General features: G+C 33.1%; 13 protein-coding genes. 11 read left to right on the top strand and 2 right to left on the bottom strand.

The features are described from left to right. Positions 1-75 precede the first annotated feature (75 nt). The 11 genes from KHA98_RS05940 (at position 76) to KHA98_RS05890 (ending at position 11,564) form a co-directional block, all read left to right on the top strand. Positions 76-1,233 carry a gp53-like domain-containing protein gene (locus tag KHA98_RS05940; protein ID WP_213256254.1) on the top strand — a complete coding sequence of 386 codons (1,158 nt, stop codon included), beginning with the start codon at positions 76-78 and terminating at the stop codon, positions 1,231-1,233. A gap of 24 nt (positions 1,234-1,257) precedes the next feature. Further along, positions 1,258-1,626 carry a tail fiber assembly protein gene (locus tag KHA98_RS05935; RefSeq protein ID WP_213256252.1) on the top strand — a complete coding sequence of 123 codons (369 nt, stop codon included), beginning with the start codon at positions 1,258-1,260 and terminating at the stop codon, positions 1,624-1,626. Between the two features lie 65 nt (positions 1,627-1,691). Further along, a complete protein-coding gene (locus KHA98_RS05930) occupies positions 1,692-2,552 on the top strand; it encodes a DUF5977 domain-containing protein (RefSeq protein WP_213256250.1) in 861 nt (286 codons plus the stop codon). A gap of 4 nt (positions 2,553-2,556) precedes the next feature. Next, positions 2,557-3,744, top strand: a complete 1,188-nt coding sequence (locus KHA98_RS05925) for a DUF5977 domain-containing protein (RefSeq protein WP_213256248.1) — start codon at positions 2,557-2,559, stop codon at positions 3,742-3,744. A 31-nt stretch (positions 3,745-3,775) separates the two neighbouring features. Continuing rightward, positions 3,776-5,650: a hypothetical protein gene (locus KHA98_RS05920; protein WP_213256246.1), complete on the top strand. Its 1,875-nt coding sequence runs from the start codon at positions 3,776-3,778 to the stop codon at positions 5,648-5,650. Positions 5,651-5,703: 53 nt separating this feature from the next. Further along, positions 5,704-6,168, top strand: a complete 465-nt coding sequence (locus KHA98_RS05915) for a hypothetical protein (RefSeq protein ID WP_213256244.1) — start codon at positions 5,704-5,706, stop codon at positions 6,166-6,168. 2 nt (positions 6,169-6,170) lie between these two features. Continuing rightward, entirely contained in the window at positions 6,171-6,980 is an 810-nt protein-coding gene (locus KHA98_RS05910) for a YncE family protein (protein WP_213256242.1), read from the top strand. 79 nt (positions 6,981-7,059) lie between these two features. Next, positions 7,060-7,524: a hypothetical protein gene (locus KHA98_RS05905; RefSeq protein ID WP_213256240.1), complete on the top strand. Its 465-nt coding sequence runs from the start codon at positions 7,060-7,062 to the stop codon at positions 7,522-7,524. 2 nt (positions 7,525-7,526) lie between these two features. Next, entirely contained in the window at positions 7,527-9,899 is a 2,373-nt protein-coding gene (locus KHA98_RS05900; protein WP_213256238.1) for a BspA family leucine-rich repeat surface protein, read from the top strand. 248 nt (positions 9,900-10,147) lie between these two features. Further along, on the top strand, positions 10,148-10,450 hold the full coding sequence (locus KHA98_RS05895) for an ArsR/SmtB family transcription factor (RefSeq protein WP_213256236.1): 303 nt from the start codon (positions 10,148-10,150) through the stop codon (positions 10,448-10,450). Between the two features lie 7 nt (positions 10,451-10,457). Next, positions 10,458-11,564, top strand: coding sequence for an NADH:flavin oxidoreductase (locus tag KHA98_RS05890; protein WP_213256234.1), 1,107 nt, complete (start codon positions 10,458-10,460; stop codon positions 11,562-11,564). 206 nt (positions 11,565-11,770) lie between these two features. Here the strand turns inward: KHA98_RS05890 and KHA98_RS05885 are convergent, their stop codons facing one another. After that, the gene (locus KHA98_RS05885) at positions 11,771-12,907 is read right to left on the bottom strand and encodes an acyltransferase family protein (protein WP_213256232.1); all 1,137 of its coding nucleotides are present in this window, start codon (positions 12,905-12,907) and stop codon (positions 11,771-11,773) included. Positions 12,908-12,997: 90 nt separating this feature from the next. Next, the gene (locus KHA98_RS05880) at positions 12,998-13,645 is read right to left on the bottom strand and encodes a DUF1349 domain-containing protein (protein ID WP_213256230.1); all 648 of its coding nucleotides are present in this window, start codon (positions 13,643-13,645) and stop codon (positions 12,998-13,000) included. Between the last annotated feature and the right edge of the window lie 191 nt (positions 13,646-13,836).

Genomic DNA, 13,836 nt, shown 5'->3' with positions numbered 1-13,836 from the left:
CAATGATTTAATTTCATTGGTATTGCCTTCAGGTCTTACACAAACATATAAAAGCAAGAAATAAAACTAAATAAAATGGCAACAAGTAGAAATGACTTTCACAACAAATTCAACAATGGAGATATTCCATCGCACTTTGATTTTGTTGAAATTTTTGACAATTTCGTTCATAAAGACGATGACAAGGCTAATTTTCAAATGGTCGAAACAGGAACAGATAATGAGCATTATATAACTCCGGCGCTTTTAAAAGCAGCTTTTCAAAATGCTGGAATTATTGCTGGAAACTGCTATGTTCCCATCAAAAATTTCCAAGATAATTTTTCAGGATCATCCATCCAATTAGATCCAGCTCCTATTGCGGACAGCGCTAAAGTCTATAAAAATGGACAATTATTAAAAGAAATTGATGATTACAGTTTAAACGATGATAGTGGCGTAATCACTTTTACAGATACAATCAGCAATCGAAATATCGAAATAAATTATTGGGCTAAAAATGCAGATACAGAATCAAGTAATCCTAATACCGACCCAATTCTTGGAAGTTTATCTGTACCGTTCAAAGAAAATTTTGACGAAGATTCTTTTAATAATGATAAAATCACTTTAAAAGAAATACCTGTAAAAGATAGTGTTCGAATCTACAAAAATGGCCAGCTTCTTAGAGAAGGAACAGGCAAAGATTATGTGGTAAACTATAACAGCGGGCTTATTACATTTTCTGCTATTGTAAGCGACCGTAATATTGAAGTCGATTATTGGTACAAAAGCACTGTTACATTATCAGATTTAGAATTAAATACCAAATATGTTGACTTAACAACACCACAGACTATTGGAGGAAATAAAACTTTTACTGAAGCAATTGAATCCAAAGGTTTTATTAAATCTGGCGGAACTGCCAATCAGTTTTTAATGGCAGATGGTTCTGTATCAACCTCTCCGGGTTCAGATTATGATGCTGGTCATTCAATTGGTGCGATTCCTTTTACTGGAGGTTATCAAAAATTCAGTAACGGATTAATATTACAATGGGCCTACCTAATGAATAATGCGACAACTTATAGTTTCCCTTTGACTTGGCCTACAGGTGCTTTGAGTGTCATGGTCTCTACCTTAAGAACAAGTTCTGGAAGCAGAGGATACAACCATGTCGCTAATATTACTCAAAGTAACTATTATGCCCTTATTGATGGCGCTTACGGCTACATGTTCGCAATTGGGTATTAACTAAAAAATAAAAAAAAGAAAATTATGTATAAAGGAACATATAACGAAAACGGAGATTACACAGGATTTTATGTTGAAGGAATTCATGAAAATATTCCAGAACCTAATATTGAATTAACTGAAGAAGAATGGCAGCAAGCTTTGTCTAAAAATTATAAAGTAATTGAAGGCAAACATAGCCATTATCCTTTTGTTCAAAATAAAGAAGCCCTTTTAGCAAACTTAAGAACTACTAGAAATGCGCTTTTAATGGATAGTGATTGGACACAAGTAGAAGATGCACCTCTTCCTGAAGAGAAAAAAATAGCATGGAAAAATTATAGACAAGAGCTAAGAGATTTAACCGATTTAGAAGATACAGCATCAATTGTTTGGCCTGAAAAACCAATCTAATAAATAATCATTTATAACTCTCAAATGATTTCACAATCAAATAACTATTCTTTATTAAAATAAATATGGAAGAAAATTTAACATACAAACCCTTTGCTTACATAGATCAATATAATCCAGTAGAGGGAACATTGGTTTATTATAATACTGAAAAGACTTTATCTGTAAAAAAGAACGATTGCACGTATGGAACAGCTGGAAATCTAGTCACTTTAACAGCTCCTGCTAATAAATTTGTGTCAACCGAAAGTATTGCAGATGCAAACCAACAAGCCGAATCTTGGCTCAATGCAAATGCTCAGGCTTATGCTAATAATACTGGAATTTGCAGTATTAGACCTACTGCATGGCGAGGAGAAAATCCTTCTTGTGTAGTAGAGCCATCTACTACTCTGCTTCCTTTTGATTATATGATAATTAAATACAAATGGGCATTAGGCGCAGGTGTCGACTTAGATACTTTTACAGGATATATAAATACCGGTATCAATACGTTAGACAAAAAATGGGTAGGATTTGGACTTAGTAGTGAAGTTCCATCAAGTAGTATCGCACAAAATTCTTATATAATGTGGGGTGGAGATGAAACGGATATAACTGGTACTGAAACTTGCCTTATAAATTTCAAAAAACTAAAAGCAGATTATTCTAATTTAAATGATATTCAAGTAAGAATGGCCGGCGTGTGGTGGAGTTCAAAAAATACAGGAAATATTGATGTAGAAATTACAACCTATCTTGGAGGTACTATGACAAAAGTAAACAAAGACATTGTAAATAATAATGGAAAGTTAGTTCAGTCACTAAACTTTTCAAAAAATGTTTCTATTCAAGGAAAAAGCCTAAGTATAGACCAAGTCACTAACATTGGTTACATTAATTATTCTAGCAACCTCTCAACAGCAAATGTTGTAATAAATTATTAAAAATATGGGAAATACAGGATATAAATTTTTTGATACGTTAGAACGATACTACACCGATGATAACACTTCAACAGGAGATACAAAACCAAATATAAAAAAAGATGCAGATTACATTGCTCCTTTTCTAGATGAAATCGAATGTCTACCAAGCGCACGTTTCTACAACACGCTGCAATCTAAAACTGTAACTAAAAACGATTGCCAAAGCGGATATTTAGGCAACGATATCACACTTACCGCCTATCCAAATCAATTTGTTTCGAATCAAAGCGTGTTAGATGCAGACAACCAAGCAATTGCTTGGTTAGATGCCAATGCACAGATTTACGCTAATAATGTGGGAACATGTACACTTGACATGATTCCTCCAACCGCAAGTATTTTAAATGCATCTTCAATTACATTAAATTCATTAAAGTTATCTTGGACAGCGGCAACAGACAATCTTGAAATTGTTGGCTACGAAATATTTCAAAATGATACTTTTTTAGCTTCAACTTCTGCTGATATACTTCAGTATGATGTTACTGGGCTACTAGGATCTACTACATATAATTTTTATGTAAAAGCAAAAGATGCCGCTGGAAATTCTAGTAAAAGCAATCTAGTAACTGTTACTATCGCACCTAGCACGTTACGCATTCCTGTAACTAAATCGGTAATTTTTGAAAATAGAAATAGTAATTGGTTAACCTGCCATGATGCCGATGCGGCAACCACTTACTATACTGGGAATGCTTACTTGGGAGCAGCAAACGATACTTCACAATTTATCCTTAATAGATACAGAGGAGCAATTGATACTTATAATATTTCATCAACCCCAAAATCGGCAAAAATAAGATTTAAGTTCGCGTCAAATAATGTTGGAAACGCATTAACTTTTAACTTATTCTATTCAAACATTTTTTCTCTTCATGCATACTCACAAACTTTTGAGCTTATCGATTGGAACGATTGGGATTCTAATACTTTTATCGGTAGTGTTACAGTAGCAAGCAATTCAACTGAATATGTCGAAATAAACATAAATCCTTCTTATTTCTATTTATTGACTCAACGAGAAGGTTTTAATTTTTTCCTTATCTCAAATGGAGATAAAGAAAAAACCAACCCTCCATCTTCAAATAATAGACCAATACTTTCTACCACAACAGATACTGGAGAAATTTATCTGGAATGTGAATTGTAATTTTTTTACAGAATAACTTAAATACCACAAAATGAGCACCAACCACAACAGAATAAAAGTTGCTGATTTGGAAACAAATGAGCATAATAAAATTTTAATTACAAACTCCAGTGGCGAACTGGAGTTTAGTAACATTGACAATATTAAAATTGATAGTTACAATGGCCTAGACTATACCGAAGAAGGAAAAGCTTTGGATGCTAGGCAGGGAAAAGTTTTAAACAATTTTGTAGAAAATTTACAAGAGATCATTTCTAAAAAAGAAAATGCTGAAAATAAAATTCAAGATATTGAATCAAATAAAAATTCTTCAAATTCTTTTCCTAGTGTCAAATCTATTTATGATTGGACTAAAAAGACTTTTAAAACATGGCTAGCAGATATTGAAAATTTCTCTTCTACTACCTATACTCTGAATGTTGAAAATATTAACAAAAAAACTGTTTTCTCTTCTTCAACTGCTGTTGCATTTAATATTCCTTCAGATTCATCTTTATTATTTCCGATCGGTACTAAAAAAGAGATTATAAATAGAGGAACAGGAATAATCACCATTGGAGGAACAGGAATTAATTTTATAACAAATATTCCTTTAACAGTCTCAAACGGAGAATCAAGGACACTAACAAAAGTCGAAGCAAACACATGGGTGACGTCTGGTGGCACAAAAAATTCACCTATGGTAAAAGGTGTCTATTTTGTTTCTTCTTCCGGGAATGATGCTACTGCTGAACATGAAAATCCAAATAAACCTTTTTTAACTTTAGACAATGCAATAACTTCTTTTTTGGCAGATCCCAATTCTAAATATATACAAATTCTTTCAGCTACATCATTTAATATTAATGTCGCCATGAATAATGGGACTACAAAAAAATTTGATTTAAGAAGTGACGTTTCTTGTACAGTAAATGTAAAAACAGCTAATATATATACAGTAAATAGCCAGTCCTATAATGTTGATATGCCATTGGGAAATCTATACTTTACTCCTCCTACACTATCTGCAATTGGTTTCAACAATGTATTTGTCGATATAAAATGTAATTTACTTGAGTTTTCTCAAACCTATCAATGCGGTACAGGAAACTCTGCCGATTCAAGTATAATATGTAATACTTTAAACGTTAAAATAACTCATGCAGACGGAATTTTTGCAGGAACTGGTGGAGTTCGAAAAATATACATAAAAGCTTCAAATTTAAATTTTCGAGGAAAAAGCTATTTGGTCGGGACATTTATGAGATTAACCTTAGATTTTGACAACTTGACTCACGACGATTCATTCTTGCTCTTAACTAATGCTTTTACAAGTGGAATTATTAATCATGGTAGTATTACTTCAGTCGCACCTTATGCCAATTCAACAAATTTCAGTTATATATATGGAAATAATATCAGCATTAATTTTAAAACTAATGCTATTATAGATTCAAACATTAGTATAAATCGATTTAATTGTAGCGGAAACTGTATTATAACCGGTATAGCTCGTTTTCCAAATTCTGACCAATTTATAGGAGGAGGAAATAATTATCCTGGTTTAAGGTTTGTGAATGCTAACATTACTGCTAAAAATCTAATTAAAGCTAATAATTTAACAAAGTTGGTGTCTTTTTCAGATTGCACATTTACTCTATTGGGCGGTTTCTTATTTTCATATATAGAAAGTGGGTCTGGCATAACTTACGATTCTATAACGGCTGATTTCATTGGCAGTAATTATGTTATTATTCAAAATGACAATCAAAATATTACCTATGACGAACCATTCTGGCCATCGGCTAATCAACCTACATGGAACATCAAAAATGGTATTTTATATACTAATGGGGTAATTTCCTCCGGAGTAAATATCCTTCGAAGAGATTTAAATCAGTATAATTCATCAATAATAATAGCATAAAAATTAGCGAGCATACAATAAAAGCTTCATTCAGTATTAAAAAAGCAAACAAAATGAAAACAAACTACAACAGAATAAAAGTCGCTGACTTAGAAACAAATGAGCATGATAAAATTTTAATTACAAACTCCAGTGGCGAACTGGAGTTTAGTGATCTAAACTCTGCTTTAGATTTAAAAACAATCAATGGAGAATCAATTCTTGGAGATGGAAATATAGACTTATCAAACAAACAAGATATTTCAAACCAATTAGAAGTAAATTCAAGTCAAACCATTCCTTATAACTGGCATGGCAAAACGGTACTCTTTACAACTAACTGTACTATTACAGTTCCTGCTTCATTACAGCAAAGTTTCATTTTCAATGGGATCACATTACCTGGAGTAAGCGTAACTTGGGCAATTACTGCGCCACATACGTGGCTGTTTGGAATTCCATCAGTAACAGGCGAAAAACAAATTTTCACTTTTACAAAAAGAGGAGCTACAAATAGTATTTTATTATTAGGCGTATAATTATGGGAGCATTACTTCAAAATACGATTTTCGGAAGGTTAAAAATAAATACTGTGTTCTACAGGGGAAAAGCGAAAACTAATTTATTAACCCAAATGTATACATCCTTCAGCCCTGATGGAACAAGATTATATGCAACATTACATAATGGACCAGATTCAATTGCTCAATACTCATTATCACCCCCTTGGGATGTAACCACAGCAACCTATTTAAACAAGTCTATGACTATGACTCAAAATGGGGAAAGTCAAATTAGAGGACATTACTTTTCCCCTGATGGAAAAAAGATTTTTGTTTCCGGAACAACATCAAAATGTATTTATGCATATCAACTTGCAACAGCTTGGGATGTCTCTACAATTAGTTATATAGGATTTTATCCGATTGGAACAACTGGATATAATTTTTTTAGCTCAGATGGAACAATGTTCTTTAATCATACTGGCAGCGTTCTTACAAAGTATTTGCTATCAACACCTTGGGATTTAAACACCCTAACACCATCTCAAACACTTAATTTTAGCACACATGGATTTTACGTTACTCCCGACGGCAAGTCTATTTTATACACTAAATTAAGTGGCGCAAGATCGGTTATTAAAATATCATTATTAAATCCTTATGATTTGAATACTGCTTATACCTCTGAATCAATTGACTTGTCAACTATAATACCAGGTGGAAATTTTTATGCTGTTAATTTTAGTCCCGATGGATTAAAAATGTTTTGGAGCTCATACTTTACAAGTATCTGGGGATTTGACCTTTCTAAATCGTTTAAAATAAATGCAACTTTAAAAACAACTTAAATAAACCTATTTAATAAACCTATTTAATAAGCCTTATTATAAAGGCATTATAAAATTTTTCAAATAAATAGCAATCAAAATGAACACCAACTACAACAGAATAAAAGTCGCTGATTTGGAAACAAATGAGCGCGATAAAATTTTAACAACAAACTCAAGTGGCGAACTGGAGTTTAGTGATATAACCTCTGCTTTAGATTTAAAAACAATCAATGGAGAATCAATTCTCGGAGATGGAAATATAGACCTATCAAACAAACAAGATATTTCAAACCAATTAGAAGTAAATTCAAGTCAAACCATTCCTTCCAACTGGCATGGTAAAACTGTACTCTTTACCACTAACTGTACTATTACAGTTCCTGCTTCATTATCGCAAAGTTTCATTTTTAACGGAATCACATTACCTGGTGTAAGTGTAACTTGGGCAATTACTGCGCCACATACGTGGCTGTTTGGAATTCCATCAGTAACAGGCGAAAAACAAATTTTCACTTTTACAAAAAGAGGAGCTACAAATAGTATTTTATTATTAGGCGTATAATTATGGGAGCTTTACTTCAAAATACGATTTTCGGACGAAATAAAAACTCTTTTACTTCTACTTGGAGAACCTCTAATACCTCTACTGGATCTAGTAGTAACGTACAAATAAAACTTCCATTAGTTTCATCAGGGACTTACAATTTTATAGTTGATTGGGGAGATGGAAGTTCTAATATTATTACTGCTTGGAATCAGGCTCAGGTCATTCATAATTATGCCTTAGCTGGAGATTATACTATTAAAATAAAAGGAATTTGTACAGGATGGCAGTTTAATAATACTGGTGATAGATTAAAAATATTATCGGTACAGTCATGGGGGAAAGTAAAATTAGGAAATAATCTTTACTCTCATTTTGGAGGATGCTCAAATTTGACTCTTTCTAATATTTCAGATACTTTAGATTTATCGGGAAATGGCTCAATAGCAGGTTTATTTTTTAATTGTACATCTATAACTACAATTGCAAACATAAATGAATGGGATACTAGTCCAATTATATCGATGGCATCTACTTTTTCGGGCTGTTCAAATTTTAATCAGGATTTAAGCGGTTGGAATACATCTAATGTAACAACAATGTCAGGTATGTTTTCAGGATGTGTTAAATTTAATCAAGATATAAGTTCGTTTAATGTCTCTAACGTTGCAAGTTTTCAACTTATGTTTAACAATTGCTCCTTATTTAATAATGGAGGTAATGATAATATTAAAAATTGGAATCTTAAAACAACTGGTTCTATTGACTTTACTAATATGTTTCTTTTATGTACAGTTTTTAATCAACCTATTGGAAATTGGAATACTAAAGCAGTAAATAACATGAATGGAACATTCCAGTATTCAAGAGATTTTAATCAACCCTTAAATTCATGGGATGTATCTAATGTTATACTTTTTTCAAATACTTTTCAAGGAACAAATTCATTTAATCAAAATTTAGGAAATTGGAGTGTTTCTAAAAGTTCAAACTTTATAAACATGTTTTTAAATGCAAAAGCATTCAATAATGGTGGCAGCTCTGATATAAATAATTGGGTTTTAAACACAACTGGTTCTATAAATATGACTAGTATGTTTCAAGGAGCCACCGCATTTAATCAACCGATTGGGAATTGGAATACCGGTAGGGTTACAAATTTGTCTAGTATATTTAGATCTGCTGTTTTGTTTAATCAAAATTTAGGAAATTGGAATACTGCAAATGTAACTTCTGCTTTTGAAATGTTTAGAGATGCTACAGCATTCAACAACGGTGACAGTTCTGATATCAATAATTGGACAATGTCTAATTGTACGAATTTAACATCAACATTTAATGGATGTATCAAATTTAATCAACCTCTAGGAAATTGGAATACAGGAAATGTAACTAGCATGGCATTTACATTTGGAAACTGTACAATTTTTAACCAAAATTTAGGAAACTGGAATGTTTCAAAATCAACATCTCTTCAAGGTTTGTTTCTAAGTTGTACAGCATTTAATAATGGTGGTAGTCCCGATATAAACAATTGGATTTTAAATTCTACTGGTTTTATAAATATGAACCAAACATTTGCTCTTTGTTCAAATTTTAACCAACCTTTAAATAATTGGAATGTAGGCAGAGTAAATAATATGTCTGGAGCAATAGGTTCATGTCCTAAATTTAATCAACCTCTAAATAGTTGGGATACATCTCGTGTAACTAATTTTCAAGGTATGTTTGGAGGGTCCACAAATTTCAATCAAAATTTAGGAAATTGGACTATGTCAGCTGCAACGACACTTGCACAAATGTTTCAAAGTTGCACAGCATTCAATAACGGCGGAAGTGCTGATATTAATAATTGGGTGTTAAATTCTACTGGCACTGTAAATATGAGTCAAATGTTTTCTTTAGCAAAATCGTTTAATCAGCCTGTGGGAAATTGGAATACTGGAAATGTAACTAATATGTTTCAATTATTTATAGGTGCGCATGCATTCAATCAATCTCTAGGAAATTGGAATACTGCAAATGTAACTAATATGACTTCATTATTTAATGATGCGATCTCATTCAACCAAGACTTAGGAGCATGGAACACATCAAATGTAATAGATATGAATTCAACATTTAATAATGCCATAGCATTCAATCAAAATATAGGATCTTGGGATGTATCTGCAGTTACAAATTTCACAAATTTTATGCAATACAAAAGCGCATCAAATTTCTCATCAATAAACTTAAATGCAATCTATAATGGCTGGAGTACAAGACCAGTTATCGCTGCAAGACCAATAACATTTGGAACTGCAAAATATACAACAACAGGTGCTGCTGGAAGAGCATTATTAACTGGAACTCCTAATAACTGGATAATTATTGATGGAGGTATAAGCTGATAAAAGCCATATCTATTCAAAAATGAATTCCCTTTCTATTAGATTAAAATAAAACTGCTGTCACTAAAAATGTGACAGCAGTTTTCCTGTTTAAATATTCATATTTCCAATTTTACAACACTACACTTTCCAAGATTATTTTATAATAAATATCCTCAAATCTCAACTTTCTCCTCAACCAATCATAAAATTATGCTAAATATTTTTTACTTAATTGGTATATCGGGAAAAGTCGATATATTTGCGCCATGGAAAATATAGAAATTTTTAAAGCTTTATCAAATAAGTCCAGACTGCAAATGCTGGAATGGCTTAAAGAACCCGAAATTAACTTTCCCGGTCAGCTTGAGCACGGTAGTTTTGAACACGGAGTTTGCGTGGGACAAATTCAGGCTAAAGCGGGCTTAACACAATCTACAGTATCCGAATATCTGTCTATTTTACAACGCGCAGGCTTTATTGAAGCGAAACGCGTTGGACAATGGACTTACTATAAACGCAACGAAGGTGCCTTTGAAGCACTCAGTAAATTAATTCAATCCAATTTGTAAAATTACTATGAGTACAAACAACCTATTTTCAGCATTTAATTTAAAATCGTTAAATCTGAAAAACCGAATCGTAATGGCGCCAATGACGCGCTCTTTTTCTCCAAACGGAGTTCCAACTGATGATGTCGCAGCTTACTACCAAAAAAGAGCTGAAGGCGAAGTTGGTTTAATTTTATCTGAAGGGACTGTAATTGACAGACCTTCGTCATCAAACGATGCTAATGTTCCTCATTTTTATGGTGATGAATCATTGAAAGGATGGCAAAAAGTAATTAAAGAAGTTCATGCTGCAGGTGGACAAATGGGTCCGCAAATCTGGCATATGGGAATTATGGACAATCATCATTCAGGATGGGTTCCTCCTGTTCCTTTTGAAGGTCCATCGGGATTAAACAGACCTGATTTCAGAAATGGAATCGCGATGTCTGAAAAAGATATTGAAGATACAATTCTTGCTTTTGGAAAAGCTGCAGCTAATGCTAAAAGATTAGGTTTCGATACTATTGAAATTCACGGTGCACATGGTTATTTAATTGATCAGTTCTTTAGAGCTGAAACGAATTTACGTGAAGATATTTATGGCGGAAAAACTTTGCCGGAACGTAACCGTTTTGCTATTGAAGTAGTAAAAGAAGTTAGAAAACAAGTTGGAAATGATTTTGCTGTAATTATGCGTTTTTCTCAATTTAAACCTTCTGATTATAATTACAAACTGGCTAAAAATCCGCAGGAATTAGAAGCTTGGCTTACACCTCTTGTTGATGCCGGAGTTGATATTATTCACGCTTCACAACGTCGTTTCTGGGAACCTGAGTTTGAAGATTCTGATTTGAACTTTGCAGGATGGGCTAAAAAAGTAACCGGAGCGCCAACAATTACGGTTGGTTCTGTAGGTCTTTCTAGTGATTTCTTTGGTGCTTTTGCCGGAGAAAGTTCTGAACCTACTTCTTTAGAAGAATTAAACAGACGTTTTGACCGAGGTGATTTTGATTTAGTTGCTGTTGGAAGACCGCTTTTATCTGACCCGAACTGGGTTGCTAAAATCAAAGCAGGAAAAATGGATGAATTGAAAGGTTTTAGTAAAGAAGCTTTGGGGGCTTTGGTTTTAGAGTAATTTTTTTTTAAGGCTCTAAGGTGCTAAGGTGCTGAGATTCTAAGTTTCTTTAGTATTTATTTATAAAACCTCTTAAAATAGAAAAGGGATAAATTTAATTGTTTATCCCTTTTTTCTTGAATATCTATAACTAACAAAATTAGAAATTCAATATTTTTACTGAGAATCAGATTTTAAGCTTTTCTTTTGGTCAAAACCTTAGAATCTTAGCCTCTTAGAACCTCAGAACCTTTTTTTTCCTGAAACTTATTTTGAAGCCAGTTTCTAACCGGTTCATCATAAAATTTTAAACATAAAAAAGCGATGGTAATACTAGCGATTAAAACGCCAATTCCTAATGGATATCCTTCTTTTATTGAAATTTTATTATCTACAACCCAAGCGGTATACCAATAGATTAAAGGATAATGTATGATATAAATTGGATATGAAATATCTCCCAAAGCTTTGCATATTTTTAACGAAAGCGGATTTTTGATCTCTCCTCCCGCTCCAATTGCTACAATTAAAGGAAAAATTAAAATAATACAGATCGATTCGTATATACCATTCATCCAAAGAGTGTTTTCGTCTCCAAATCTAGGCAACGCCAATACAATGGTTATTAGAATACTGCAAATCCAAAATGCCCCTTTCAGGTGGATTAACTTTCCTAAACGGGAAAGTAAAACTCCAGCAAAAAAGGGATATAATAAACGGGTGAAACCAACATTCATTTGTTCCAGATTTAACGACCAGCCGCCAATTACATCTCCTTTTGGTCCAAAAACAGTATAATTGATCAACATTCCTGCAAAAATCAATACAAAAACGGTCATTACTTTATTGGAGAATTTACGAAAGAGTACTGCGTACAGAATATTAGCAATATATTCGAAGAAAAGCGACCATGCAGGTCCGTTAAGCGGATGCATTTCGCCCCAGCCTCTTATTTCTAATGAGGGCGGAATCGGCAATAATGTAAACCCAATTACCATGGTTACAATTACTTTCCAAACTTCCATTCCGGCAATTTGCGGAAACAAAATGTCTGAAGCCTGAAAATAATAAAAGATGGCTCCAATGATCATTCCCATAATGACCATGGGCTGCAAACGGATTAATCGGCGTTTGTAAAATTCCCACCGGGTCATTTTTGCCCAGCGATCGTCATAAGCGTACGCTACAACAAATCCGGATAAAAGGAAAAAGAAATCTACAGCTAAATAGCCGTGATTGATGATTTGTTTAAATCGGCTTCCTTCGTTAAAAGCTTCGAAGATGTGAAAAATAACTACTATAACAGCCGCTACTCCACGCAGGCCGTCTAAAATTTCATAATGTTTTTTTGGTTTAATGTTCATTTTTGGTTGATGGTTGATAGTTAATGGTTGATGGTTTATTGTTAATGGTTTTTTGTTTGGAATTTGGAATTTAAAAAATTGACGTTTATTCTATTGGTGATTTTTTAACCATTCCGCTCTTCTTTGATCCGGAAGATGTTTTACAGAGAAGTTTTCGAACTTGGCTTCAAAACCTTTTCCGTCTGGAGAAGCAGCCATTAAACCAACCATAACTGGCGTATTATCCTTTAGTGGCGCGTTTCTGGTCATGATATAGTTTTTGTCATCGAAAGAATAGAATATTTCAACAGCATCTAATCGTCGCACGGCTTTAATCCAGATAAATGGTGGTACTTTTTCTAGCGTGGTAACACTCCAGTCGCTTTTGTCGTGAGTTACAACTGTACTAATATTAAATTTTCCGTCTACAAATTCAACTCCGGTTTTGATGTAGTTTTTTTCATCAATACGAATCATTAATCCCATTTGGTCAAAACGGGCGATGTAATTTCCGGTTAGTTTTACTTTGGCTTCAAATTCGCCTCCGTAATTGGCATAATAAAATGGCGCATCATCAACGGTAAAACCGTAATGCGAAATACGCCAGTAATCGCTATTGGCAGTAACATTCATTATTAAAGCATCGTTTTTAATTTCCCATTTTTCAGGTTCGTTAAACCATTGCATTTTATTCAGGCTTTGCGCTGACAGATTTTGTGCTAAAAACAAAACCAATACTACAAGTATATTTTTTTTCATGTTATGTGTGATTTTTAAACCATTAAGATATTAAGAAAATTAAGTTTTACTTAATGAACTTCGCTCAAAATTTCAAGAAAGTAAAGCCTGCTTAATGTGCCTTAATGTCTTAATGGTAAAAGTAAATGGTAAAGATAAATTTTAAACTAAAAGCAAAGCTGCAAACTTTTACATTTACAGCTTTACAAACC

Origin of the sequence: Flavobacterium branchiicola (assembly GCF_018383905.1) — a bacterium.
Lineage (GTDB): Bacteria > Bacteroidota > Bacteroidia > Flavobacteriales > Flavobacteriaceae > Flavobacterium > Flavobacterium branchiicola.
The sequence above is the reverse complement of the archived record's forward strand: the minus strand, read 5'-3'. Positions and strand labels throughout refer to the sequence as shown.